Source organism: Microbacterium lacus (assembly GCF_002812805.1).
Taxonomy (GTDB): domain Bacteria; phylum Actinomycetota; class Actinomycetes; order Actinomycetales; family Microbacteriaceae; genus Microbacterium; species Microbacterium lacus_A.
On the sequence record NZ_NMUM01000019.1, the window covers coordinates 155,594 to 181,085 of the forward strand.

Below are 25,492 nucleotides of genomic sequence, written 5' to 3' on the forward strand. Positions count from 1 at the left end.
TGTGCTCAGAACGAGGAACGAACACTGCCGATGGGCGATCGCAACGATTCAGTAACTGAAGGCAAAAAGGTGATCGAGCTTCCGGCGGATCAGTTCCGCCCGTGTGCCGCCCGGCTCTTTCGCGATGTCGAATCGATGATCACGGCCAACACGAGCACGGCACCCGTGACGATGAATCGCACCGACGAATCCAGGTTGAGCAGTGTCAGCCCCGAAGAGATCGACTGGATGACGAGGATGCCGAGCAGTGCCGCCCACGCGGTCCCGCGTCCCCCGAAGAGGCTCGCGCCCCCGATGACCGCAGCGGCGATCGCGTTCAGATTCGTGTCTGCCGCGCCCGAACTCTGATTGACCGCCGCAAGCCGGGCCGCGGCGAGGATTCCGCCGGTCGCCGCCAAGGTCGAGCACAGAACGAAAGCCGAGACGTAGATGCGGTCGACGCGGATCCCGGCGCGCCGGGCTGCTTCCACCGATCCGCCGACCGCGTAGACGGCCCGCCCCCACCGGGTGCGGGTGAGTGCGAAGTCGGCGATGACGACGAGACCGACGAAGAACAGAAAGGAGAGTCCGACGCCGCGCGACAAATTCAGGTACCACGCCGCAACGCCGAGTCCCCCGAGCAGCGCGATGGCGCGGAGCGCGATCGCGCGAGTGCTCTGGTACGTCAGGTTCGCCCGCTCTCGGCGGCGCGCCGTGCGCAGGTGAGCGACAGCATTCGCGGCGACGGCCAGCACGATCACGACGTACGAGGCCCAGGCGGGCAGGAACATCTGCTGGGCGAAGACCACCAGCCACGAGTCGAAGGGCAGGTTGATCGAACCCGACTCGCCGAGCACCCAGAGCTGAACCCCGAGGATGCCGAGCAAACCAGCGAGTGTGATGACGAAACTCGGGATCCCGAATCGTGTGTAGAGGAATCCGTACAGCAGCCCGACGGCCGTACCCGCCAGGACCCCGGCGAGCACGGCGAGGATCAGGGGCCAGCGAGATTGCACGAGGCCGACGGCGAGCACCGCGGAGGCCAGCCCCGATACGGATCCGACCGAGAGGTCGATCTCGCCGACCAGGAGGACGATGACCACACCGAGGGTGATCGTCCCGATCGCCGCGGACTGAAGCGTGAGATTTACCAGGTTGGTGCTCGAGAGGAACACCGGGTTGAGAATCTGGAAGATCGTCCAGATCAGCGCCAGGCCGAGGACGACGGGCAGAACTCCCAGATTTCCGCTACGCGTGCGCTCCACGAGTGCGGTGGCACCGTCGCGGATGCGGTACCCGGCCATCGCGAGCGATTCGCGCGCGGACTCGGACGCGCTCATGTGATCCGCCCCCGTCGTCGGCCATTGCGATCCGCGAGAGACACGACGTCCGCCGCGTGGCCGGGCATGGTGATCGCGGCGGGATCGGTGCGGGTGACGCGGGGCGGCGCGGATGCTGTCGGTTCCATAGCGCCGGTGATCGCCGCGAGCAAAGTCTCGGTCGTGATGTCGGCCACGTTGTAAACGCCGTTGTTGCGTCCGAGGCGCAGGACCGTGACGCGATCGGCCACCGCCATCACGTCCGCCATGTTGTGGCTGACCAGCACGACACCGTGTCCGCGCTCTCGCAGTCGCTCGATCAGGTTGAGCACCTCGGCCGTCTGCGCAACGCCGAGGGCGGCGGTCGGCTCGTCGAGGATCACGATCTTCGGTTCGCCGACGAGCGAGCGGGCTATCGCCACCGTCTGACGCTGCCCGCCCGACAGCGTCGACACGTGGTCGCGCACCGACGGGATCCGCGCCGAGAGATCTCGGAGGAGAGACCAGGTGCGCTGCTCCATCTCGACCTCGTCGAGGCGTCCCTCGGTGACGAGCTCGCGTCCGAGCCAGACGTTCGCGACGACATCCAGGTTCTCGCACAGGGCAAGATCCTGGAAGACGGTCGCGATTCCGAGATCGTTCGCGTCCGCCGGGTCGGAGAGCGAGACGACGCGCCCGTCGTACTCGAGGGATCCGCTGTCTGGCGCATGCACGCCGGCCAGAATCTTCACCAGAGTCGATTTGCCCGCGCCGTTGTCTCCGACCAGAGCCACGACCTCGCCCTCGTCCACCCAGAAGTCCACCGCGCTCAGGGCAGTCACCGCGCCGAAGCGCTTCGTCGCGGCGGTAACGGTCAGAATGCGCTCGTGGCTCACGGTGCCACCAACCCGGCGGCGGCGCACGCCTCGGCGTAGTCCTCCGTGCAGACCTGCTCCCACGACCAGAAGCCGTCGGCGAGCACCGTCTCCGCGATGTTCTTCTGTGTGACGGCGACCGGCATCAGCAGGGTGGCAGGGATGCCGCTCACCTCGACGCTCGACGTCACTTCTTCGCCGCGGGCCAGAGCGACGGCGACTTCGGCCGCCTTTCGCGCCTGGGGACGCACGTCCTTGAAGACCGTCATGAACTGATCCCCCGTGATGATCCTCTGAATCGCGGTCAGCTCGGCATCCTGTCCCGTCACGAGCGGCAGGGGATCGACGTTCGCGCTGCGAAGCGCAGAGATGGCGCCGCTCGCGGTGCCGTCGTTCGCCGCGTACACGCCCTCGATCTGCGACCCGAACCGGGCCACCTGCCCGGCCACCCACTCCTGCGCCTTATCGGGACTCCAGTCGGGCGTGTCATACGAGGCGAGAACGGTCAGATGGCTGGAGTTGATGACGCTCAGGGCGCCCTCCTCGAACTGGGGAGCATTGCTGTCGGTCGGGGACCCGTTGACCATCAGAATCCCGCCGGTGCCGCCGGTCGCGAGCGCGTTGACGAGCGCTTGCGCCTGGAGCACACCGACGAGCGCGTTATCGAACGAGACGTAGTACGCGATGTCGCCACCTGCGATCAGGCGGTCGTATGCCACGACGGGCACGCCCATCCCCGACGCGGAGTTGACGATGCTGACGGCCGCCTCGGCATCGACCGGGTCGAGCACGAGCACCGAGACCCCCGCGGCCAGGAGCGACTCGGCCTGCTCCTGCTGCTTACCCATGTCTTGATCGGCGTTGGCGTAGAGAACCTCGTAGTCACCGAGTTCGGCGACGCGCTGCTCGAAGAAGGGCCGATCGAAGCTCTCGTAGCGAGCGGTCTTCGCATCGGGCAGCAGCAGTCCGATCTTGTCCGCTCCGCCCGCGAACGCGTTGCAACCTGTGAGCATCGCGGCAAGAAGAAGAAGTGCCGAGGCGCACGCGATCGCCGTGCGAGCACGGCCAGGCTGACCATCGCGAATCCCCATCGACACGCGATGAGTCTAGGGTCGCCATCACGCGGGAAGAGCGACGGACTCCGAATCGACGCTCACGTGATCGAGCGCGAGCGCGATCGCGCCCCGCGTCTCGGTCCACTCCCCGAAGCTGTACTCGACGATTTCGGGCAGCTCACCCGAAGCCGAGAGGGCGGCGCGCTCGAGGGCGTGGCGCATCGGCGCGAGGAGAATCTCGCCGGCCCGGGCGAGTTCGCCGCCGACCACGATCGCCTCGGGGTCGAAGAGATTGGTCAGGCTGGCCGCCGCGATGCCGAGGTGCTTGCCCGCGTCGGCGATCACCCGACGTGCGCGGCCGTCCCCGAGTTCGGCGGCCTGCACGAGGTCGCCCAGGCGACGGAAGCCGCCGTCGGGCGCGAACAGGCTCAGCAGGGCGGGGCCACCCGCGTAGGTTTCGAGGCAACCGCGGTTGGAGCAGCGACAGACGGGCCCGTTCTCGTCGAGGGTGATGTGCCCGATCTGACCGGCCTTGCCGTTCACGCCGCGGAAGAGGTCACCGCCCACGACGAGTCCCGCGCTGATGGTCTGTCCCACCCGGAGGTAGACGGACGACGCGGACGTGCGCGCGGCCCCCTCCCGCGCCTCGGCGAGGCCGCCGAGGTTCGCTTCGCTGTCGATGAACACCGGGCGACCCGTGCGCGCCGACAGGCTTTGCGCGATATCCACGCCCTCCCATCCGCGCAACAGGCCGGGGGTGGAGATCCGCCCGGTTCGTGGATCGACCGGCGCGGGAAGACCCAGGCCGATCGCCAAGATGTCGGACAGCGAGCCGCCGATCAAGTCCATCATGTCGCTCAGAAGCAGGGCAAGGCGGTCGAGCTCGGCGTCGTGCCGATGATCTACGGGCAATGGCAGTGTCGATTGCGTGACGATCGTTCGCGTCGCATCGGCGATCGCGATGTGCAGGTGCCGCGACGAGAAGTGCGCCCCAGCGACGATCCCGAGGTGACGCGCGAGCGAGACGAGGGTTGCCCGGCGACCACTGCGCGAGGTGATCGACGTGTTCAGGACGCCCGCTGCGGTCAGCTCTTTCACGATGTTGGACACCGTGGCGGGGGAGAGGCCCGTGATGCCGGCAAGTTCTACCTGTGTGAGGCGGCCATACCGCTTGAGGCTGTCGATCACGCGGGCGCGGTTCGCCTCACGCAGAGAGGTCTGCGAGCCCGGAGAGGCCTGGAACCGTGCCACGTCGCTCACTGTAGCGGACCCCTCCGGGCGTGCATCCTGATGATCTCGCGAGGTGGCTCAGCCGAACTGGCTCATCGTGTTGTCTTTGCCGCCCGCCTTGAGCGCCGCGTCGCCCGCGAAGTACTCCTTGTGGTTGTCGCCGATGTCGCTGCCTGCCATGTTCTGGTGCTTCACCGTCGCGATGCCCTCGCGGATCTCTCGGCGCTGAACGCCCGTGACGTAGGCGAGCATCCCCTCGTCTCCGAAATAGCCCTTGGCGAGGTCATCCGTCGACAGCGCAGCCGTGTGGTAGGTCGGCAGGGTGATGAGGTGATGGAAGATTCCCGCGCGGGCCGAGCCATCCTTCTGGAACGTCCGGATCTTCTCGTCGGCTAGGCGTGCGAGCTCTGTGTCGTCATAGGAAACGCTCATCAGGTCGGCGCGGTCGTAGGCCGACACATCGGCCCCCTGGGCGACCAGAAGGTCGTACGCCTGTTGACGGAACTTCAGCGTCCAGTTGAACGACGGACTGTTGTTGTAGACGAGCTTCGCGGTCGGGATCACCTTGCGGATCTCATCCACCATGCCCGCGATCTGTTCGACGTGGGGCTTCTCCGTCTCGATCCACAGCAGGTCGGCGCCGTTCTGCAACGAGGTGATGCAGTCGAGCACGCATCGGGCCTCGCCCGTGCCGGGGCGGAACTGGTACAGGTTGCTGGCGAGCCGCCGCGGGCGGAGCAGTTTGCCGTCGCGTCGGATGACGACGTCGCCGTCGGCGAGGTCGGACGAGGGGATCTCTTCGACATCGAGGAACGCGTTGTACTGGTCGCCGAGATCGCCCGGCGTCTGCGAGACGGCGAGCTTCTGTGTGAGGCCTGCGCCGAGCGAGTCGGTGCGCGCGACGATGATGCCGTTCTCGATCCCGAGTTCGAGGAACGCATAGCGGACGGCATGGAGCTTTGCGATGAAGTCGTCGTGCGGAACCGTGACCTTGCCGTCCTGGTGGCCGCATTGCTTCTCATCCGAGACCTGGTTCTCGATCTGGATGGCGCAGGCGCCAGCCTCGATCATCTTCTTCGCGAGCAGGTATGTTGCCTCAGGATTGCCGAAGCCGGCATCGATGTCGGCGATGATCGGCACCACGTGCGTTTCGTAGTTGTCGATCTGGGAATGGATGAATTCTTCGGCAGTCTCATCGCCTGCGGCACGGGCTGCGTCGAGCTTCGTGAAGAGAAGGTCGAGTTCGCGCGCATCGGCCTGGCGAAGAAAGGTGTACAGCTCTTCGATGAGGGCCGGCACCGAGGTCTTCTCGTGCATGGACTGGTCGGGTAGCGGACCGAACTCCGAGCGCATTGCCGCCACCATCCACCCCGACAGGTAGAGGTAGCGCTTCTTCGTGGTCTTGAAGTGCTTCTTGATGGAGATGAGCTTCTGCTGCCCGATGAAGCCGTGCCATACGCCCAGGGACTGCGTGTACAGCGACGAGTCGCCGTCGTACTCCGCCATGTCGCGCCGCATGATGTCGGCCGTGTATTGGGCGATCTCCAGCCCGGTCTTGAAGCGGTTCTGTGCGCGCATGCGCGCGACGTACTCGGGGGTTATGGCATCCCAGCTCGGGCCGTTCTGTTTCTTGAGAGCGTCGACGGCTGCGATGTCGTCTTCGTAGTGGGTCATGTCAATTCCTTCGGAATATGGGGTGGATAGTGGGGCTCGAAAAGCGCGGTCAGTCGGTCTCGACGAGGTACTTCGCGTATGCGGGGAGCGTGAGGAACGCCGGGAAGTCCTGGCCCAACGCCACTTCGCGGAAGATCTGCGCGGCGTCTTCGTAGCGGTCTCCCTCGCGTCGGTCGACCTCGCGCAGCACCTCGCCGATGAGACCCTCGATGTACTCGCGGGTGATCGGGTCGCCTTCCGCGGTGGAGCGGTCTTGATGGATCCACTGCCACACCTGGCTGCGCGAGATCTCGGCGGTTGCCGCATCCTCCATGAGGTTGTCGATCGCCACGGCTCCGAGGCCGCGCAGCCACGCTTCGATGTAGCGGATCGCGACCGACACGTTCGCGTGCACGCCCGCGGCGGTCACGGGCCTGCCGATGTGCACGTCGAGCAGGTCCGCCGCCTTCACCTGCACGTCGTCGCGTTGGCGATCGAGCTGGTTCGGTCGGTCGCCGAGCACGGCGTCGAACTCGGCCATCGCGGTCGGGATCAGGTCGGGGTGCGCCACCCACGTGCCATCGAACCCGTCGCCGGCCTCGCGCTTCTTGTCGGCGGCGACCTTCTCGAAGGCGCGTGCGGTCACCTCGGGGTCACGACGGTTCGGGATGAACGCGCTCATGCCGCCGATCGCAAAGGCTCCACGCTTGTGACAGGTCTTCACGAGCAGTTCGGTGTAGGCGCGCATGAACGGCACCGTCATCGTCACTTCGCTGCGGTCGGGTAGGACAAAGCGCGCTCCGCGTCCGCGGTAGTTCTTGATGATCGAGAAGATGTAGTCCCAGCGGCCCGCGTTCAGGCCGGCACAGTGGTCGCGTAGCTCGTAGAGGATCTCATCCATCTCGAACGCGGCGGGGAGTGTCTCGATCAGCACGGTCGCGCGGATTGTGCCGTGGGGAATGCCGAGGTACTTCTCGCTGAATGAGAACACGTCGTCCCAGAGCTTCGCCTCTTCGCTGGATTCGAGCTTGGCGATGTAGAAGTAGGGTCCGCGTCCCGAATCGATGAGCGCTTGGGCATTGTGGAAGAAGTAGAGGCCGAAGTCCACGAGCGATCCGGATGCCGCGAGTTGCCGTCCCGCGCGATCGGTGTACCGCATGTGGTTCTCGCCCAGGTGCCAGCCGCGCGGGCGCATCACGATGGTGGGGGTGCGCTCGGCGGTCACGCTGTAGGTCTTGCCTTCCGGCGACGTGAACGACAGCTCGCCGCGGATCGCGTCACGCAGCGACAGCTGGCCCTCGATCACGTTCTTCCAGGTGGGGGACGTGGCGTCCTCCTGATCGGCCAGCCACACCCGCGCGCCGGAGTTGAGGGCGTTGATCGTCATCTTCGGGTCGGTCGGCCCGGTGATCTCCACGCGGCGGTCTTCGAGTCCAGGTCCGGCGCCCGCGACCCGCCAGCTGTCGTCGGCGCGGATGTGTGCGGTGTCGTCGCGGAAGCGCGGGTCGTGACCGTTGCCGATCTCGAACCGGCGACGCAACCGGTCGGCGAGGCGATCATGCCGACGGGACGAGAAGCGGTGGTGCAGTTCGGTGAGGAACGCGAGTGCATCGGGACTGAGGATCTCGTCGTACCGGTTGCCGAGTGCGCCGAGGACCTCGATCGAGGGAGCGGTCGTGGTCAGGGGCGGCGTGCGGGTTTCTGTGATGGTCATGATCTGTCCTTCGGGATCGGCGCCTCGGTGGGCTTGTCTCCACTGTGGGCGAAATTGGGGCACTGAACTTGTCGATGAGGGTGTGAAGTTCTAGCAAAATTCTGCTTTCGTGACAGAATCGGGGTATGAGCAGCGTCACGCGCCCGGTTCACGGTCTCGAGCCCGACGAGGATGAAGAGGTGGATCCCCTGACGATCGGCCGACGCATCCGTCAACTGCGCACCGCCCGCGGAATGACGCTCGACGAGCTCGCCGCGGCCGTCGACCGGGTGCCGAGCCAGCTGTCGATGATCGAGACCGGCAAGCGCGAGGCGAAGCTCAGCCTGCTGCGCTCGATCGCCCGCGCGCTCGGCACGAGCCTCGACGCCCTCCTCGAGTCCGAGCCCCTGGACGAGCGCTCGGTGCTCGAGATCTCTCTCGAGCGCGCCATGTCGGGGCAGACGTTCCGCGCGCTCGGTATCGAGCCGTTCCGGATCGGCAAGACGCTGCCGACCGAGGCGCTGCGCACGATGCTGGCGCTGCAGGGCGAGATCGAGCGTCTGCGCGACGAGCGTGCCGCCACCCCCGAAGAGGCCCGCCGCGCCAACGTCGAGTTGCGCCACCTGATGCGGCGCCAGCACAATCACTTCCCCGAACTCGAAGAGCACGCCGTCCGCATCCTCGAGGCCGTGCGGCACCCGGGCGGACCCCTCACGCAGCGTTCGGCGTCAGATATTGCGGCGCACCTCGGCTTCACGATCCACTACGTGCCCGACCTGCCGCAGACGACGCGGAGCGTGGCGGACCTGAAGAACGGGCGGCTCTACCTCTCGAGCAGAATCTCGGCGAAGGGTGATCCCCGGACGGCCGTTCTGCAGGCGCTGTCGAGCCGGATCCTGGGGCACGCCGAGCCGACGAGCTACGCGGAATTCCTCCGCCAGCGCGTCGAGACGAACTACCTCACGGGTGCCCTGCTGATTCCCGAGGCGCACGCCGTGCCGTTCCTGCACGAGGCGAAGTCGCGGCGGGCGATCTCGATCGAGGACCTGCGCGACGCCTACTCGGTGTCGTACGAGACGGCGGCGCACCGCTTCACGAACCTCGCGACCCGGCACCTCGACATCCCGGTGCACTTCTTGAAGGTGCACGAGTCGGGCACGATCACGAAGGCCTATGAGAACGACGACGTGAACTTCCCGACCGACCGGCTGGGTTCGATCGAGGGTCAGATGTGCTGCCGACGCTGGACGAGCCGCGTCGTCTTCGACGTCGACGACCGCTTCAACCCGTACTACCAGTACACCGACACCGGCAACGGAACCTATTGGTGCACAGCCCGCGTCGAGGCATCCAGCGAGGGAGCCCACTCGGTGAGCGTGGGGGTGCGGTTCGACGACACCAGGTGGTTCATCGGTCGGGACACCCCGAATCGCGGCGTCTCGAAGCATTCGGTCGAGGTCTGCTGCCGTCGGGCCCCCGCCGACCTCGAGGACGCCTGGCGTGACCAGGCCTGGCCGAACGTGCGCACCCCGCGGACCCTTCTCGCGACGCTGCCGACGGGGTCGTTCCCCGGCGTCGACACGACCGATGTCTACGAGTTCTTGGACGCGCACGCCCCGCGCTGATCGCGCTCAGACGAGGGTGCGAAGCGCGGCCCAGACTTCTGCGCGGGCGGCGAAGGTCGTCAGGTCGCGCTCGAGCAGGCGACCGGCCGTGGCCACGCGCGCGCGGACGGTATGGCGATGGATGCCGAGGGCCCGCGCCGTCGCCTCGTGGGAGCCGTCGTGCTCGAGCCACGACCGCACCGTGTCGACGAGCGCGGTGCCCCGCTCGGCATCGTGTCGGAGCAGGGGCTCCAGCTGAGTTCGCCCGGCGGCGCGGGCGTCCGGACCGCCCAGCAGTGCGAGCACGCCGCCCACGGCGGGATCGGCGAACGGTGTGACCCCGCTGCCCGTCCCGCGGTCCCGCGCCGTGCGCGCCTGGGCGGCCGCGGCGGCGAACCCGTCGTACGCGGTCGGACCGGACAGCCCGATCCGCAGACCCAGGTCCCCGGCCACTTCGGCGAGCACGCTCGTCTCGCCGGGGGTGAGGACGATGACGACTCCGGATGCCTCACGACCGAAGAAGATGCGACCCCGGTGTTCTTCGGCGAGCAGCTCGAGGCGGTCGGTCACCGTCTCGCGGCGCGCGGCCGCGGCATCCGTGACCGCCACGACCACGGGCGCCTCGGGCAGTCCGCCCCACGTCTCGCGGGCGATGCGCGCGGCGATGTTCGGCTGGCTGGATAGCAGCAGCTGAACAACGCCCGCCCGGAGCTGTCCGCGTGCCCGCGCCGCCCCCTCGCTTTGCTCGAGCGCGAGGCCGGCCATCGCGATGACCGCGGTCACGACGCTGCGACTCTCTTGGTCGAGGTCGCCCGCCGCGATAGCGATGGCTCCACGCAGGCGCCCGCCGCGGCCGAGCGTCTGGAGGGTGAAGGGGATGTCTCCGACCCGCAGCGTCGATCCCGCGCGTGCTCCGCGCCGGAGGACCCGCCGCGCCTCGTCGTGCAAACCGGCGAAGACGTCGGCTTCGAGGCCCGAAGGATGCTGGCGCGTCAATGTGCCCGTCGCGTCGAACAGGCCCACCCAGGTGTCGAGCTGTCGAGACAGCTCCGCGAGGGTCGCGCCGAGTCCGTCGGGACGGAGTGCCGCGAGCGATATCGCCCGCTGTGCCGCCAGGGCCCAGCTGCGGCGCGCGTAGGTCTGGGCCGCGACGGCCTCGGCGTTGGCACGGGCCACCGCGATGAAGGGGGTGCGATAGGGAACCTCGACCAGGGGCATCCGGTGCGCGCGGCACGCCGCGTCGAGCCCGTCGGGGATGCCCTCGCGCACGACCTCGGTGCCGAAGCCGAGGGCGACAACGCCCCGGGCGGACAGCCGCGCGACGTACTCGTCGTAGATCGACGCGTCGTCCGCTTCGTCCGTGTCGAGGAACTGCGTCCCCGTCGTGAGGAGCGCGAGCCCTTCGGAGAGAAACGGGGTGGGATCGGCGAGGTCCGAACTGTGGATCCAGCGGATCGGACGGTCGAGGGCGTCGTCGTTCAACTCTCCGTCCGCACCGGCAAGCCGCAGGGCAAGGTCGGTGCGCGCCAGCAGCGCACGCAACGTGGGTGCCGACGGGGTCGGGGGAGCGGAGGAGGCCACGGGGCCAGGCTATACGCGGTGGATAGTGTGTGCGGCAAAGTTGTACACGGCGGCGAGTGCGCGGCCCAGTCATCCGGGCCTACGCTCCGGATCATGAGTGTCATCGAGAGCTTCACCGCGCTGCCCCTCGGGGGGCCCTCGCTCCCTCAGGAGCGCCGCCTCGTCACCGACCTGCCGGGCCCCCGGTCCCGCGAGATCCTGGACCGCAAGGCCGCCGCGGTCGCGTCGGGCGTCGGGCACACGGTCCCGATCGCGGCCGTCGCCGCAGGCGGGGGCGTCGTCGTCGACGCAGATGGCAACTCACTCATCGATCTGGGGTCGGGGATCGCGGTCACGACAGCGGGTAACGCGAACCCGCGTGTCGTGGCCGCGGTCACTGAACAGTTGGCCCGCTTCACGCACACCTGCTTCATGATTGCGCCGTACGAGTCCTACGTGGCCGTTGCCGAGGCGCTCAACGACCTCACCCCCGGCGACCACGAAAAGCGGACGGCCCTGTTCAACTCGGGGGCCGAGGCCGTCGAGAACGCGGTCAAGATCGCCCGCAAGTACACCAAACGCCACGCGATCGTCGCGTTCGACCACGCGTACCACGGCCGCACGAACCTGACGATGGCACTGACGGCGAAGAACATGCCGTACAAGCACGGCTTCGGACCGTTTGCCGGCGAGATCTACCGCGCGCCCATGTCCTACCCGTTCCGCGACGGACTGACGGGGCCCGAGGCCGCGAAGAAGGCGATCCTGCACATCGAGAAGCAGGTCGGCGCCGACAACGTCGCGGCGGTCATCATCGAACCCATCCAGGGCGAGGGCGGATTCATCGTGCCCGCCGACGGCTTCTTGAACGCGCTCGCGGACTGGTGCCGCGAAAACGGCGTCGTCTTCATCGCCGACGAGGTGCAGACAGGCTTCGCCCGCACCGGCCGCTGGTTCGCCAGCGAGCACTTCGGCATCGTGCCCGACCTCGTCGTCACGGCCAAGGGCATCGCCGACGGCCTACCCCTCTCGGGTGTGACGGGCCGCGCCGAGATGATGGATGCCACGCACACGGGTGGACTGGGCGGCACCTACGGCGGCAACCCGCTCGCCTGCGTCGCGGCGCTCGCCGCGATCGAGTCCTACGTCGAGGATGGACTGCTCGAGCGGGCGACCGAGATCGGCGACATCCTGACATCCCGACTGCGCGCCCTGGCCGCAACGGACGCCCGCATCGGCGACGTGCGCGGTTTCGGCGCGATGATCGCCGCCGAGTTCGTCGACCCCGAGACGGGAGAGCCGGACGGTGCGCTCACAGCTCGGGTCGCGAAGGACTGCATCGCGAACGGCGTGATCGTGCTGACGTGCGGTACGCACGGGAACATCATCCGGTTCTTGCCGCCGCTGACCATCCCGAACCACCTGCTGAACGAGGGTCTCGACGTTGTCGAGGGCGCCCTCGCTCGCGACTGAAGGAGAAACGCCAGATGAACGAGATCACCCGTGACGTCGTTGTCATCGGGGCGGGGGCTGCGGGACTGACCGCGGCGAATACGCTTCGCAAGGCCGGGCTGTCGGTCGCCGTGCTCGAGGCCCGCGACCGCGTCGGCGGCCGGCTCTGGACCGACGAGATCGACGGAGCCATGCTCGAGATCGGCGGGCAGTGGGTCTCGCCCGACCAGGACGCGCTGATCGACACGGTCGCCGAGCTCGGTCTCGAGACGTTCAGTCGATACCGCGAGGGCGACAGCGTGTATGTCGGACCGGATGGCGTCGCGCACCGCTTCACGGGCGAGATGTTCCCCGTCTCGGCGGAGACCGAGCGCGTCATCGCCGAGATCACCGAGCGGCTCGACGCGATGGTCGCCGAGATCGACCCCGACCGGCCCTGGGCGCACGAGAAGGCAGCCGAGTGGGATCGTGTCTCGTGGGACGCGTGGCTGCGCGCACAGACCGACGACGACGAAGCCGTGCGGAACCTCGCCTTCGCGACCGGTTCGGCGATGCTCACCAAGCCGACACATACCTTCTCGCTGCTGCAGTCGCTCCTGATGGCAGCCTCCGCCGGGTCGTACTCCCACCTGGTCGACGCCGACTTCATCCTCGACAAGCGCGTCGTCGGGGGACTCCAGCAGGTTCCGATCTTGCTCGCGGAGCGCCTCGGCGAAGACGTGCTGCTGAACCAGCCCGTGCGAACGCTCGAGTGGGGCGAGACCGCGGTCACCGCCATCGCCGACACCACGACCGTGCGTGCGCGATTCGCCATCATCGCGCTCGCCCCGAACCTCTACTCGCGCATCTCGTACGTGCCGCCGCTGCCGCGGTTGCAGCACCAGATGCACCAACACCTGTCGATGGGTTTCGTCATCAAGGTCCACGCGGTCTACGAGACCCCGTTCTGGCGCGCCAAGGGGCTCTCGGGTACCGCGTTCAGCCCGTACGAGCTCTCGCACGAGGCCTACGACAACACCAACCACGGTGACTCCCGCGGAACGCTCGTCGGCTTCGTCTCGGACCAGACCGCCGACGATCTGTTCCGGCTGAGCGCCGAGGAGCGCAAGGAGCGCATCCTTGAGTCCCTCTCGCACTACTACGGGCCCGAGGCGAAAGACCCCGTCGTCTACTACGAGAGTGACTGGGGCTCCGAAGAGTGGACGCGCGGGGCCTACGCCGCGAGCTTCGACCTCGGTGGTCTCGCTCGCTACGGTGTGGATCTGCGCACCCCGGTCGGCCCCATCCACTTCGCCTGCAGTGATCTGGCAGGCGCCGGTTACCAGCACGTCGACGGGGCGATCCGCATGGGTCGCGAAGCCGCGGCACACATCATCGAGGAGGCCCGCGCATGAGCGCACCCGTTTTCGTCGTCGGCTACACGGCGACCGATTCCGGCGCCGACGCCGCGGCTCTTGCCGCCCGGCTCGCCACCGCGTCTGGTGGACAGGTCGAACTCGTCACCGTCCTGCTCGATGAGGGCCGCGGGGCCGTCGTGCCGCCGGATGCCAGCTACGACGCGTACGTGCGCGAGCAGGCCGCCGGATGGCTCGACTCGGCCGTCGCTGCCCTCCCCGCGGGGCTCGCCCACGCCACGCACGTTCGCTATTCGGACTCGTTCGCTGAGGGACTTCTCGAGGTAGCCACGGAACTGGGCGCGGCGTACATCGTCGTCGGTGCCTCGCCGGGCGGGATCCTGGGGCGCTACACCCTCGGTGCGGTCGCGAATGAACTCCTGCACTCGTCGACCGTGCCCGTCGTGCTCGCCCCCGCCGGCGCCCGCACCGTGACGGCGCCGCTGACGCGCATCACCGCCGCGGTCGGCACGCGTCCCGGCGCGGACGCCCTGATCGATGACGCCGTCTCGCTCGCCGCCGCCACCGGCGCGACACTACGACTCGTGTCGCTCGTGACGATCGACCTCCCCTCGGGAGTCGACACCGGCGTCATCCGTCTTGCCGGTTCGACGCACGCCGACATGGTGCTGTCGCAGGCGCGCGCGGGGCTTCCGGCCGACATCGTCGCCGAAGCATCCGCCGCCCAGGGTGCGAGCATCGAAGATGCCGTCGCCGAACTCGACTGGCAGGACGGCGAGGTCGTCCTGGTCGGGTCGAGCAGGCTCGCGCAGCCGCGTCGCCTGTTCCTCGGTTCGACCGCCGCCAAGATGCTCCGGACCCTTCCGGTGCCCATGATCGTCGTGCCCCGAACGCACGCTGTGGAAGGAGAACGCGCATGAGCACCACCCGAAAGAGCGTCGCCGAAACCGGGGACCCGGTGACCGGGGGACTCTCCAAGAAGGGCCTGAGCGCCGGGACGGTCGGCCTGATCGGCGCGGTCGTCATCGGTATCTCGTGCATCGCCCCGGCCTACACACTGACGGCGGCCCTCGGTCCCACGGTGTCCGAGGTCGGATTCCAGGTACCCGCGATCATCCTCATCGGATTCATTCCGATGCTGCTGGTCGCGTTCGGTTATCGCGAACTCAACCGCCAGATGCCGGACTCCGGCACATCGTTCACCTGGGCCGCCCGCGCGTTCGGTCCGTGGGTCGGCTGGATGGCCGGCTGGGGGCTGATCGCCGCCACGATCCTGGTGCTGTCGAATCTCGCGGGCATAGCCGTCGAATTCTTCTTCTTGCTGATCGACCAGATCGCTCAGACGAACGGCGCGATCGCCGACCTGGCATTCAACCCGTTCATCAACGTCGCCGTCTGTCTGGCCTTCATGCTCGGCGCCACGCTGATCTCGTACCGCGACATGCAGACCACCCAGAAGTTGCAGTACTTCCTCGTCGGCTTCCAGGTGCTCGTGCTCGTCGTGTTCGCGATAGCTGCGTTCGTTCACGTCGCACAGGGCAACGCCTTCGACGCGTCGATGCCCGAACTGTCGTGGTTCAACCCGTTCGCCGTCGGCTCGTTCACGGCCGTCGTTGCGGGACTCTCGCTGTCGATCTTCATCTTCTGGGGGTGGGATGTCACCCTCACGATGAACGAAGAGACGAAAGACCCCGAGAAGACGCCGGGACGCGCCGCGACCCTGACGGTCATCACGATCGTCGTCCTCTACCTGCTCATCGCGATCTCGCTGCTGGCGTTCGCCGGTATCGGAACGGGTGAACTGGGACTCGGCAACGAGGACATCCAGAGCAACGTGTTCTTCTTCCTGAGCGGTCCGATCCTCGGACCCCTCGCGTTCCTCGTCTCGCTGGCCGTACTCACGTCGTCCGTGTCGTCGCTGCAGTCGACGTTCGTCTCACCGGCGCGCACCCTGCTGGCGATGGGGCACTACGGGGCCCTGCCGAAGAAGTTCGCCGCCGTCACGCCGCGCTTCTTCACCCCGGGCTACGCCACGATCGTGTCGGCCGTGATCGCGTCGGTCTTCTACGCCGTCATGCGCTTCGTGAACGAGAACGTGCTCTGGGACACCATCACGACCCTCGGTCTGATGATCTGCTTCTACTACGGCATCACGGCCTTCGCGTGCGTCTGGTACTTCCGCAAGCAGTGGTTCGACTCGGTGCGGAACGTCTTCTTCACCCTGCTGTTCCCCCTCGTCGGCGGGATCATCCTGGCGGCACTGTTCGTCATCACGCTGGTCGAGAGCATGGACCCCGACTACGGCAGCGGAACCGAATGGTTCGGCCTCGGCAGCGTGTTCGTGCTCGGGGTCGTGATCATCGGCCTCGGCATCGTGATCATGGTGATCCAGCGCTTCCGCAGCCCCGCGTTCTTCCGCGGTGAAACCCTGTCCCTCGACGCACCCATCAGCGCACGTTCCCTCAGAGGACGAAGCGCACGAAAGGAATCCCACCGATGAGCATCACCCCCGAGCGCGAAGCCGCACTGCTGGCATCCATCCCCTCCGGTCTCTTCATCGGGGGCGAGTGGACGGATGCGACGGGCGCTCGCACCTTCGACGTCCGCGACCCCGCGACGGGCGCCGTCATCAAGACGATCGCCGATGCGACGCCCGAAGACGGCATGCGCGCCCTCGATGCGGCCGTGGCCGCGCAGGACGCCTGGGCCGCGACGCCGCCGCGGACGCGGAGCGACATCCTGCGCCGCGCGTTCGACCTGGTGCAGGAGCGCAAGGAAGACCTGGCGCTCGTCATGACGCTCGAGATGGGCAAGCCGCTCGCCGAGGCGCGCGGTGAGGTCGCCTACGGCGGCGAGTTCCTGCGCTGGTTCTCGGAAGAGGCCGTGCGGATCGCCGGCCGCTACGGGCTCAACCCCGAGGGCACCGGTCGAATGGTGGTCTCGCAGCGTCCGGTCGGCCCGTCGTTCTTCATCACGCCGTGGAACTTCCCGCTCGCGATGGCGACGCGCAAGATCGCCCCGGCGCTCGCCGCGGGGTGCACCGTCGTGATCAAGCCTCCCGCGCTGACACCGCTCACCACGATGCTCTTCACCACCATCCTGGAAGAGGCGGGACTGCCCGCCGGCGTCGTCAATGTCGTCAACTCGTCGTCGTCATCGAAGCTGGCCGCGCCGATCATCGCCGACCCGCGGCTGCGGAAGCTCTCGTTCACCGGCTCGACGGGGGTGGGGCGCAAGCTCATCGCGCAGGCCGCCGAGGGTGTGCTGCGCGTCTCGATGGAACTCGGCGGCAACGCGCCGTTCGTCGTGTTTGAGGACGCCGATATCGATAAGGCCGTGGACGGGGCCATGCAGGCCAAGTTCCGCAATATCGGTCAGGCCTGTACGGCCGCGAACCGGTTCATCGTGCACGACGCGGTGGCCGACGAGTTCGCCCGCCGTGTGGGTGAGCGGGTCGCCGCGATGCGCATCGGCCGCGGCACGGAGGACGACGTGCAGATCGGGCCGCTCATCGACGACGACGCGGTGGCCAAGGCATCCGCGCTCGTCTCGGACGCCGTCGATCGCGGCGCGCGCCTGGTCACGGGCGGTTCGGCGATCGAGGGCGAGGGATCGTTCTTCCAGCCCACGGTCATCTCCGATGTGGTCGCGGGCAGCGAGATTCTGCGCGAAGAGATATTCGGCCCCGTGCTGGCGATCGCCCGCTTCCGTGACGAGGACGAGGCCGTTCGCCTCGCGAATGACACCGAGTACGGGCTGGTGTCCTACGTGTACACGAAGGACCTCGCGCGTGGGCACCGGATGATCGATCGCCTCGAGACGGGGATGATGGGACTGAACGTCGGTGTCGTCTCGAACGCGGCCGCACCGTTCGGGGGCGTCAAGCAGTCCGGCATCGGGCGCGAGGGCGGCCTCGAGGGCATCCACGAATATCTCTCGACCAAGTACACGCTGATCCCCGTCGACTGACGCGGACGAATGGGAGCGATCATGACCGAATACGCCGTCGTCAACCCGGCCACGGGTGAGACTCTTGCCTCGTACGAGACCTTCACGGACGCGCAGATCGAGGCGGGAGTCGCAGCCGCCGCGACCGCCTATCGCGACTGGGCTCGCGACGCATCCGTCGCCGAACGCGCCGAGCGCTTGAACCGCGTGGCCGACCTGCACCGCGAGCGTCGGGACGAACTCGCCGAGATCATCGTGCGCGAGATGGGCAAGCCGCTCGCCGCTGCCCTCGGTGAGGTCGACTTCGCCGCCGACATCACGCAGTTCTACGCCGACAACGCCGCGAAGATCACGGCCGACCAGCCGATCGACATCCTCGGCGAGGGCACGGCAGTCGTTCGACGGTCAGCGCTCGGTCCGCTGCTCGGGATCATGCCGTGGAACTTCCCGTACTACCAGGTCGCCCGGTTCGCCGCTCCGAACGTCGCGATCGGCAACACGATCCTGCTCAAGCACGCGCCGCAGTGCCCGGAGTCCGCCGCGGCGATCGAGCAGATGTATCTCGACGCCGGGTTCCCCGAGGGTGTCTACGTCAATCTGTACGCCACCAACGAGCAGGCGGCGACGATCATCGCCGACCCGCGCGTGCAGGGCGTCTCGGTCACGGGATCGGAGCGCGCGGGCGCGGCGGTCGCCGAGGCCGCCGGCCGCAGCCTGAAGAAGGTCGTGCTCGAGCTCGGTGGCTCGGACCCGTTCCTGCTGTTCTCGACCGACGACCTCGACGGTGCGGTGGAGGCCGCCGTCGAGGCGCGCCTGGACAACGTCGGCCAGTCTTGCAACGGCGCCAAGCGCTTCGTCGTGGTCGACGGGCTGTACGACGCTTTCGTGGAGAAGTTCGCCGCGGCGATGAGTGCCGCGACGGTCGGTGACCCGATGAGCGAGGACACGGTGCTCGGTCCCCTGTCGTCGCTTGCGGCGGCCGAGCGTCTCGAGCAGCAGGTGCAACGCGCTGTCGAGCAGGGCGCGACGCTCGTCACGGGCGGTGTGCGCGATGGCGCTTTTTTCCCGGGCACGGTGCTGACCGACGTCACGCCCGAGATGGATGCCTACGGCGAAGAGTTCTTCGGACCCGTCGGCGTCGTCTACCGCGTCGCCGACGAGGCGGCGGCGGTGGCCCTGGCGAACGACACCGGCTTCGGGCTCGGCTCCTATGTGTTCACGACGGACGAAGCGCAGGCCGAGCGGGTGGCCGACGCGATCGACGCCGGCATGGTCTACGTCAACCTCGTGCTCGCGGACTCGCCCGAACTGCCGTTCGGGGGGGTCAAGCGTTCCGGCACGGGGCGCGAAATGGGCCTGCTGGGAGCAGACGAGTTCGTCAACAAGAAGCTCATCCGGGTCGGTCCCTGATATTCACGGCCGCCGCGGCTGGTGGCTCCCTGTCGTTCGGGGGACGATAGGGATGAGGAGGTCTGTCTCATGGACGAGATGAACGAAGCAGTCAGTCGCCTGGGAGCGCAGGAGTGCTGGGATCGTCTGCGAACGCAGCAGCTTGGCAGGCTCGTCACACACGTGGGGCATGTTCTCGACATCTTCCCCGTCAATTACGTCGTGGACGACGAGACGATCGTCTTCCGCACGGCCGAGGGCAGCAAGCTCTTCGAACTCACGGTGAACGACGAGGTGCTGTTCGAGGTGGACGACCACTCGGGAACGGATGCGTGGAGCGTCGTCGTGCGGGGGCATGCCCACCGACTCACGGTGAGCGACGAGGTCCATGCCGCAGACGAGTTGCCGCTGCGCCCGTGGATCCCGACCCTCAAGTACAACTACGTGCGCGTCGCGCCTGTCTCTCTCACAGGTCGCGCTTTCGAGATCGGACCGGAGCCCGACCGGTACGGCGCGGCGGACTCCTGAGCGCGAGAGGCATTCGCGACCTTCCCCGGGCATGACGTAGACTTGCGGTGCAGTCGAAATCTGCATTCTTTGCCGTGCCCGCGGTCGGGCGAAATCCTGTTCGTGAGCACGGTGCAAGAGTGTGGACCCGGGGCCGGAAACGGTCCTTAGGGCGGTAGCTCAATTGGCAGAGCAGCGGTCTCCAAAACCGCAGGTTGCAGGTTCGATTCCTGTCCGCCCTGCGCGTCAGCCCCGAGCTGACACACGAAAGGTACATTCAGGTGAGTGCAGTGGCCCAAGACGAGCCGAACGGCGAGATCGTCGCGGCGGGCAAGACGGATCGCGGAAAGAAGCCCGGCTTCTTCGCCCGCCTCGTCTTGTTCATCCGGCAGGTGTTCGCCGAGCTCCGCAAGGTCGTCACGCCGACGCGCCAGGAACTGCTGAAGTTCACCGCGGTGGTGCTCGGATTCGTCGTCGTCATGATGGCGATCGTCTACGGCCTCGACTTCGTCTTCTCCTGGATGGCCTCGGTCGTCTTCGGAACGCCCGGCGAACTCGTCGGCGCGTAGACACACCCCGGCCAGACGCACCCAGACCGAATCATCGGCGGCCCGAACAGGCCGTCATCAACGGAAGTGATCCAGTGACCGAAAGATTCACCGACGACGCCGACTGGGCGACGGCCGCCGAGCAGTCCAGTGAGGACGACGAGGCGCAGGAGGGCGACCAGCTCGCTGCCGAGGAGCGCTCGGTCGAGCCTGCGGAGCACGCCGCGCTGCACGTCGTGAGTGACGGGGACGACGACGAAGACTTCGCTGAACTGGACGACATCGAGATCGACGACCCGGAGGCCGACGCTATCGTGAACGACGCCCTGCACATCGACGAGGCCGCCGAGGCCGAAGCCGCCGCCGAGGTCCTGACCGATTCGCTCGAGGACGAAGAGTCCGAGCGCGCAGCCGAGGATGCCGAAGAGGTCACCCCCTACGACGGTCCCGACATCAACGGTGAGCCCGACGCGCCCGTCCTGGACGAGGACTTCGTGGCAGAGGTCGACGCAGCTGCGGCAGTCGTCGATGACGCCGAGGCATCCGTCGACGGCGAATCCGAAGACGGCGAATCCGAAGACGACGCCGAGGCTGACCCGTACGAGGCGTTCCGCGCCGAACTGCGCTACCTGCCGGGCAAGTGGTACGTCATCCACTCGTACGCCGGCTTCGAGCGCAAGGTGAAGGCGAACATCGAGCAGCGCAAGTCGTCGCTCGAGGTCGAGGACGAGATCTACCAGATCGAGGTCCCGATGGAGGACGTCGTCGAGATCAAGAACGGCCAGCGCAAGATGGTCACGCGTGTCCGTATCCCGGGCTACGTGCTCGTGCGCATGGACCTGAACGAAGACACCTGGTCGGTCGTTCGCCACACGCCCGGCGTGACCGGCTTCGTCGGCAACGCCCACAACCCCACGCCCCTTCGTTTCGAAGAGGCCTTCAACATGCTGAAGTCCCTCGTCGAGATCAAGGAAGTCGCCACGGCGAAGTCCGGCAGCGGCAAGGGTTCGGCGACGCAGGCGCGCAGCATCGTCACCGAGGTCGACTTCGAGGTCGGCGAGACGATCACGATCAAGGAAGGCTCGTTCGCGGGCCTGCCCGGCACGATCAGCGAGATCAAGCCCGAGAGCGGCAAGCTCACGGTGCTGGTGTCACTGTTCGAGCGCGAGACCCCGGTCGAGCTGTCGTTCGACCAGGTCACGAAGCAGTAAAAAGCAAGCAGTAGGAACTAATACAGGCTTCCGGAGTTCTGCTCCGGAGAACCGCGATCCGGAAATGCCGGGTGCGCGGGAGAGCGGATGCAGAAGCATCCGGTCGATGAGAGGAAACAAGAATGGCACCCAAGAAGAAGGTGACCGGCCTGATCAAGCTCCAGATCAAGGCCGGAGCCGCCAACCCGGCGCCGCCGATCGGGCCCGCGCTCGGTCAGCACGGCGTCAACATCATGGAGTTCTGCAAGGCGTACAACGCGGCGACCGAGGCCCAGCGCGGCAACGTCATCCCCGTCGAGATCACCGTCTACGAGGACCGCAGCTTCACGTTCATCCTGAAGACGCCCCCCGCTGCCGAGCTCATCAAGAAGGCCGCTGGCGTTGCCAAGGGCTCGCCGACTCCGCACACGACCAAGGTGGCCAAGCTCACCAAGGCTCAGGTGCGCGAGATCGCCGAGGTCAAGCAGCCTGACCTGAACGCGAACGACATCGAGGCCGCCTCGAAGATCATCGCCGGCACCGCCCGTTCCATGGGCATCACGGTTGAGGACTGAGGGGAATAACGACTATGGCTACCAAGTCCAAGGCCTATCAGGCCGCCGCCGCGAAGATCGCGGCTGACACGTTCTACACCCCGACCGAGGCTGTTGCCCTCGCGAAGGAGACCGGCTCGGCGAAGTTCGACTCGACCGTCGAGGTCGCGCTGAAGCTCGCCGTCGACCCCCGCAAGGCAGACCAGATGGTGCGCGGCACCGTCATCCTGCCCCACGGCACGGGTAAGACTGCCCGCGTCATCGTCTTCGCAACGGGCCCCGCGGCCGAGGCTGCTCTCGCGGCCGGCGCCGACGAGGTCGGTGGAGCCGAGCTCATCGAGAAGGTTGCGGGCGGCTACACGTCGTTCGACGCGGCCGTCTCGACGCCCGAGCTCATGGGCCAGGTCGGTCGCCTCGGAAAGGTGCTGGGCCCCCGTGGTCTGATGCCGAACCCGAAGACCGGCACCGTGACCCCCAACCCGGCCAAGGCCGTCGAGGAGATCAAGGGCGGAAAGATCGAGTTCCGCGTCGACAAGCACGCCAACGTTCACTTCGTGGTCGGCAAGGCGTCGTTCTCGGCCGAGCAGCTCGACGAGAACATCAAGGCGGCGCTCGACGAGATCGTTCGTCTGAAGCCGTCCAGCTCCAAGGGTCGCTACATCCAGAAGGGTGCAGTGTCGACCACGTTCGGCCCCGGCATCCCGCTGGACGTCAACGCGATCTGACGCGCTGCATAAACGAAGGGCTCCACCGGAAACGGTGGGGCCCTTCGTCGTTGTTCCGTCGTTGTTTCAGCGGAACACGACAAGGCTGATGCCGAGGACGATCATGACGACGGCGATCGAGGCATCGAGGATGCGCCAGGCCCGCTCGGTGGAGAGGAGTCGGCCGAGGTAGCGGGCGCCGAACGCCAAGCCCGAGAACCAGACCGCACTGGCGACGATCGCACCCGCGGCGAAGGCCCACGGGCTCGCGTAGGTTGCCGCGATCGAACCGAGAAGGAACACGGTGTCGAGGTAGACGTGGGGGTTCAACCACGTCAGGGCGAGCGCCGTCGAGGCGACCGCGACGGCGCTCGTCTGCGTCGCCGTCCTGGCGTCGGTCGCCCGAGCGGTCGGGCCCGGCGCCGGGAGCAGCACCTCGCCGCTCGGGCGCCACGCGCGTCGTGCGGCGAGGCATCCGTATGTCACTAGGAACACCGCTCCCGCCCAGCGCACGATCTCGGTCAGCCACGGCAGTGCCTGCAGTGCCAGGCCGACGCCCGAGACGCCGAGCGCGATCAGCACGGCGTCGGAGACCGCACAGATCGTCGCGACGAGCACGATGTGTTCCCGACGCATGCCCTGGCGCAGCACGAACAGGTTCTGCGCGCCGATGGCGACGATCAGTGAAAAGCCGAGGCCGAGGCCCGAGACGGCGGAGATGAGCACGACTCGAAGGTACGGTGCCGGATCAATTAAGGCCAGCTCACGTTTCTTTCGCACCATTAGCATGGCTTCATGAAACTTCCGCTCGAACTCGTCGCGACCGTAGCCGCTGCGGTCGATGCCGGCACGCTCGACGCCGCGGCGCGCACGCTGCACATCACGCCGTCCGCGGTCAGCCAGCGAATCCGGGCGCTCGAGGAACGGATCGGTCGGACATTGCTGATCCGCTCGAAGCCGTTGCGCGCCACCGAGGCGGGCGAGACCGTCGTCCGCCTCGCCCGCCAGCTCGCCCTGCTCGAGCACGACACCCTCCGCTCGCTCGGGCTCGACGAAGAGGGACCCGCGCGACTGGCGTTGGCGGTCAATGCCGATTCCCTCGCCACCTGGTTTCTGCCCGCCGTGGCTCGGATCGTGGCCGAGGGGGACGTCGCGATCGAACTGCATCGCGACGACCAGGACTACACGGCACGTCTGCTCGCAGACGGCAGTGTCTCGGCTGCTGTGACGTCGCAGAGCGCCGCGGTCGCCGGCTGCACGGTGACGCCGCTCGGGGTCATGTCGTATCGGGCATGCGCGACCCCTGTGTTCGCGCGGCGCTGGTTCGCGGGAGGGGTGAACGCGCAATCGCTCGCCCGTGCGCCCGTCATCGAATATGACCGCCGAGACGACCTGCAAGCGCGGTGGCTCCGCGCACACGGCGGATCTGCCGAGGCGCCGCCGCGGACCTTCGTCCCCGCGGGTGCGTCTCGTAGCTTGGTGTCAATTCCTGCGGGGTTCTCGTCGTCGTTGACGTAGGAGGGCCATCGTGGGATGACCAGTTGTTTCCGCCAAGAAGCAAAGAAGAGATCCCACGATGACCCAGAATCAGTCTGCCTTGACGACCCTGATCGCAGAAGTCCTCGCCGATCCTGACCTCGCCCATTCCGACGTGTTCCGTCGGATGCTGCAGGCGGGGCTGCAGGACCTTGTTGACGCGGAAGCGACCGCGAAGATCGGCGCGGCCCGTTACGAACGCACGGCGGAGCGCACCACGCGTCGCAACGGTGCTCGCGCGAAGACGCTCGCCACGCCCGCGGGGGAGGTCGACATTCAGATTCCGAAGCTGCGGGAGGGGTCGTTCTTCCCGAGCCTGCTCAGCCCACGCCGCCGTGTCGACAAGGCGCTCTACGCGGTGATCTGCCAGGCCTGGATCGACGGAGTCTCCACCCGCAAGGTCGACCAGCTCGTCCGCGCGCTGGGCAACGACACCGGCATCAGCCGGTCCACCGTCTCCCGCATCTGCTCCGAGATCGATGAGGTGGTGCACGAGTTTCTGCACCGCCGGCTCGATCACACCTGGTTCCCGTACCTGTTCCTGGACGCCACCTACCTCGACGTGCGCCACCGTGGCCGGGTTCTCTCCCAAGCCCTCATCGTCGCGACCGGGGTCAGCGGCGACGGCCGTCGGGAGATCCTCGGGATGGCTCTCGGCGACGCGGAGACGACGGACTTCTGGACCGAGTTCCTCCGCTCCCTCCGCGACCGCGGTCTGAAAGTCTCCACCGACACAGACCCGCTCGGCGTGACCCTCGTCACGTCCGACGCTCACGCCGGCATCAAAGCCGCCGTCAAAGCGATCCTCCCCGGATCGGGCTGGCAGAGATGCCGCGTCCACTTCGCTCGTAACGTCACCCAGAAGCTCGGATCGGCACGCTCCAAGCCCGTCAACGCGCTGATCTCGACGATCTTCGCGCAGACCACCCCCGAGGCCGTGATCGCCCAGTATCACCAGGTCTCCACGTCCCTCCGCGGGTCGTTCCCGGAGATCGCAGACATGCTCAATGCTGCCGAAGCAGACCTCACCGGATTCGCGCCGCTCCCGCGTGAGCATTGGCAGAAGGTCTGGTCCAACAACCCGATCGAGCGCCTCAACCGTGAGATCAAACGCCGCGCCGACGTCGTGCAGATCTTCCCCGACCGCGACTCCGTCACCCGCCTCATCGGCGCCGTCCTGCAGGAGCAGCACGAGGAATGGCAATACGGTGAACGCCGCTACCTCTCCGACATCTCCATGCGCAAACTCGTCCACACACTCCAAGACCACGCCGAGCCTGAGCGCCCCGACCTGTTCCTCACCGCCTGACCCTCACCCATCAAGGAAGCAGCCGGATTGACACCACAACACGGGACTTGACC

Annotated in this window: 22 protein-coding genes and 1 tRNA gene; 15 read left to right on the forward strand and 8 right to left on the reverse strand. The window is 67.3% G+C overall.

Annotated features, from left to right (window positions below; translation table 11 throughout):
• Positions 1-89 precede the first annotated feature (89 nt).
• The 6 genes from CGU34_RS06130 to aceB are packed head-to-tail and all read right to left on the reverse strand — an operon-like array spanning position 90 to position 7,804.
• Complete coding sequence (locus CGU34_RS06130; RefSeq protein WP_232711565.1) at positions 90-1,283, reverse strand: sugar ABC transporter permease; 1,194 nt, start codon at positions 1,281-1,283, stop codon at positions 90-92.
• A gap of 32 nt (positions 1,284-1,315) precedes the next feature.
• The gene (locus CGU34_RS06135) at positions 1,316-2,173 is read right to left on the reverse strand and encodes an ATP-binding cassette domain-containing protein (RefSeq protein WP_198517700.1); all 858 of its coding nucleotides are present in this window, start codon (positions 2,171-2,173) and stop codon (positions 1,316-1,318) included.
• Positions 2,170-3,243, reverse strand: a complete 1,074-nt coding sequence (locus CGU34_RS06140; RefSeq protein WP_036298785.1) for a sugar ABC transporter substrate-binding protein — start codon at positions 3,241-3,243, stop codon at positions 2,170-2,172. Before CGU34_RS06140 ends, CGU34_RS06135 begins: the two co-directional genes overlap by 4 nt.
• 27 nt (positions 3,244-3,270) lie before the next feature.
• Positions 3,271-4,458: an ROK family transcriptional regulator gene (locus CGU34_RS06145; protein WP_100813631.1), complete on the reverse strand. Its 1,188-nt coding sequence runs from the start codon at positions 4,456-4,458 to the stop codon at positions 3,271-3,273.
• A gap of 57 nt (positions 4,459-4,515) precedes the next feature.
• A complete protein-coding gene (locus CGU34_RS06150; RefSeq protein ID WP_036298787.1) occupies positions 4,516-6,111 on the reverse strand; it encodes an isocitrate lyase in 1,596 nt (531 codons plus the stop codon).
• A 49-nt stretch (positions 6,112-6,160) separates the two neighbouring features.
• On the reverse strand, positions 6,161-7,804 hold the full coding sequence (gene aceB, locus CGU34_RS06155) for a malate synthase A (protein WP_036298789.1): 1,644 nt from the start codon (positions 7,802-7,804) through the stop codon (positions 6,161-6,163).
• Between the two features lie 125 nt (positions 7,805-7,929).
• Between aceB and CGU34_RS06160 the strand changes: the two genes are divergently transcribed.
• Entirely contained in the window at positions 7,930-9,408 is a 1,479-nt protein-coding gene (locus CGU34_RS06160) for an XRE family transcriptional regulator (RefSeq protein ID WP_100813612.1), read from the forward strand.
• 6 nt (positions 9,409-9,414) lie between these two features.
• Here CGU34_RS06160 and CGU34_RS06165 read toward each other — a convergent pair whose 3' ends face one another.
• Positions 9,415-10,968, reverse strand: coding sequence for a PucR family transcriptional regulator (locus tag CGU34_RS06165; RefSeq protein WP_100813613.1), 1,554 nt, complete (start codon positions 10,966-10,968; stop codon positions 9,415-9,417).
• Between the two features lie 93 nt (positions 10,969-11,061).
• Here CGU34_RS06165 and gabT point away from each other — a divergent pair, with 93 nt between their 5' ends.
• From gabT to rplA, 12 genes are all read left to right on the forward strand, one after another.
• The gene (gene gabT / locus CGU34_RS06170) at positions 11,062-12,420 is read left to right on the forward strand and encodes a 4-aminobutyrate--2-oxoglutarate transaminase (protein ID WP_036302097.1); all 1,359 of its coding nucleotides are present in this window, start codon (positions 11,062-11,064) and stop codon (positions 12,418-12,420) included.
• 14 nt (positions 12,421-12,434) lie between these two features.
• Positions 12,435-13,793, forward strand: coding sequence for a flavin monoamine oxidase family protein (locus CGU34_RS06175; protein WP_036302099.1), 1,359 nt, complete (start codon positions 12,435-12,437; stop codon positions 13,791-13,793).
• Positions 13,790-14,674, forward strand: coding sequence for a universal stress protein (locus CGU34_RS06180; protein WP_036302102.1), 885 nt, complete (start codon positions 13,790-13,792; stop codon positions 14,672-14,674). Before CGU34_RS06175 ends, CGU34_RS06180 begins: the two co-directional genes overlap by 4 nt.
• A complete protein-coding gene (locus tag CGU34_RS06185) occupies positions 14,671-16,254 on the forward strand; it encodes an APC family permease (RefSeq protein WP_036302104.1) in 1,584 nt (527 codons plus the stop codon). The genes CGU34_RS06180 and CGU34_RS06185 overlap by 4 nt, the downstream gene beginning before the upstream one ends.
• Positions 16,251-17,723 (forward strand): NAD-dependent succinate-semialdehyde dehydrogenase, encoded by a 1,473-nt coding sequence (locus tag CGU34_RS06190; RefSeq protein ID WP_100813614.1) that lies wholly within the window; start codon positions 16,251-16,253, stop codon positions 17,721-17,723. Before CGU34_RS06185 ends, CGU34_RS06190 begins: the two co-directional genes overlap by 4 nt.
• Positions 17,724-17,744: 21 nt before the next feature.
• On the forward strand, positions 17,745-19,112 hold the full coding sequence (locus CGU34_RS06195; RefSeq protein WP_036302119.1) for an NAD-dependent succinate-semialdehyde dehydrogenase: 1,368 nt from the start codon (positions 17,745-17,747) through the stop codon (positions 19,110-19,112).
• A 69-nt stretch (positions 19,113-19,181) separates the two neighbouring features.
• Positions 19,182-19,619 (forward strand): pyridoxamine 5'-phosphate oxidase family protein, encoded by a 438-nt coding sequence (locus CGU34_RS06200; RefSeq protein ID WP_036302109.1) that lies wholly within the window; start codon positions 19,182-19,184, stop codon positions 19,617-19,619.
• 148 nt (positions 19,620-19,767) lie between these two features.
• Positions 19,768-19,840 (forward strand) — tRNA-Trp (locus tag CGU34_RS06205).
• A gap of 48 nt (positions 19,841-19,888) precedes the next feature.
• A complete protein-coding gene (secE, locus tag CGU34_RS06210; RefSeq protein ID WP_036302121.1) occupies positions 19,889-20,167 on the forward strand; it encodes a preprotein translocase subunit SecE in 279 nt (92 codons plus the stop codon).
• 74 nt (positions 20,168-20,241) lie between these two features.
• The gene (nusG, locus tag CGU34_RS06215) at positions 20,242-21,357 is read left to right on the forward strand and encodes a transcription termination/antitermination protein NusG (protein WP_157811242.1); all 1,116 of its coding nucleotides are present in this window, start codon (positions 20,242-20,244) and stop codon (positions 21,355-21,357) included.
• Between the two features lie 122 nt (positions 21,358-21,479).
• Positions 21,480-21,911 carry a 50S ribosomal protein L11 gene (rplK, locus tag CGU34_RS06220; protein WP_036302113.1) on the forward strand — a complete coding sequence of 144 codons (432 nt, stop codon included), beginning with the start codon at positions 21,480-21,482 and terminating at the stop codon, positions 21,909-21,911.
• Between the two features lie 14 nt (positions 21,912-21,925).
• On the forward strand, positions 21,926-22,615 hold the full coding sequence (gene rplA, locus CGU34_RS06225; RefSeq protein WP_036302115.1) for a 50S ribosomal protein L1: 690 nt from the start codon (positions 21,926-21,928) through the stop codon (positions 22,613-22,615).
• Between the two features lie 66 nt (positions 22,616-22,681).
• On the opposite strand, the gene CGU34_RS06230 is transcribed toward rplA, so the two are convergent.
• Positions 22,682-23,320, reverse strand: a complete 639-nt coding sequence (locus CGU34_RS06230; RefSeq protein WP_232711561.1) for a LysE/ArgO family amino acid transporter — start codon at positions 23,318-23,320, stop codon at positions 22,682-22,684.
• Positions 23,321-23,389: 69 nt separating this feature from the next.
• Between CGU34_RS06230 and CGU34_RS06235 the strand changes: the two genes are divergently transcribed.
• Positions 23,390-24,112, forward strand: coding sequence for an ArgP/LysG family DNA-binding transcriptional regulator (locus CGU34_RS06235; RefSeq protein WP_100813616.1), 723 nt, complete (start codon positions 23,390-23,392; stop codon positions 24,110-24,112).
• Between the two features lie 58 nt (positions 24,113-24,170).
• Positions 24,171-25,439, forward strand: coding sequence for an IS256 family transposase (locus CGU34_RS06240; RefSeq protein WP_100809674.1), 1,269 nt, complete (start codon positions 24,171-24,173; stop codon positions 25,437-25,439).
• The last annotated feature ends 53 nt before the right edge of the window (positions 25,440-25,492 follow it).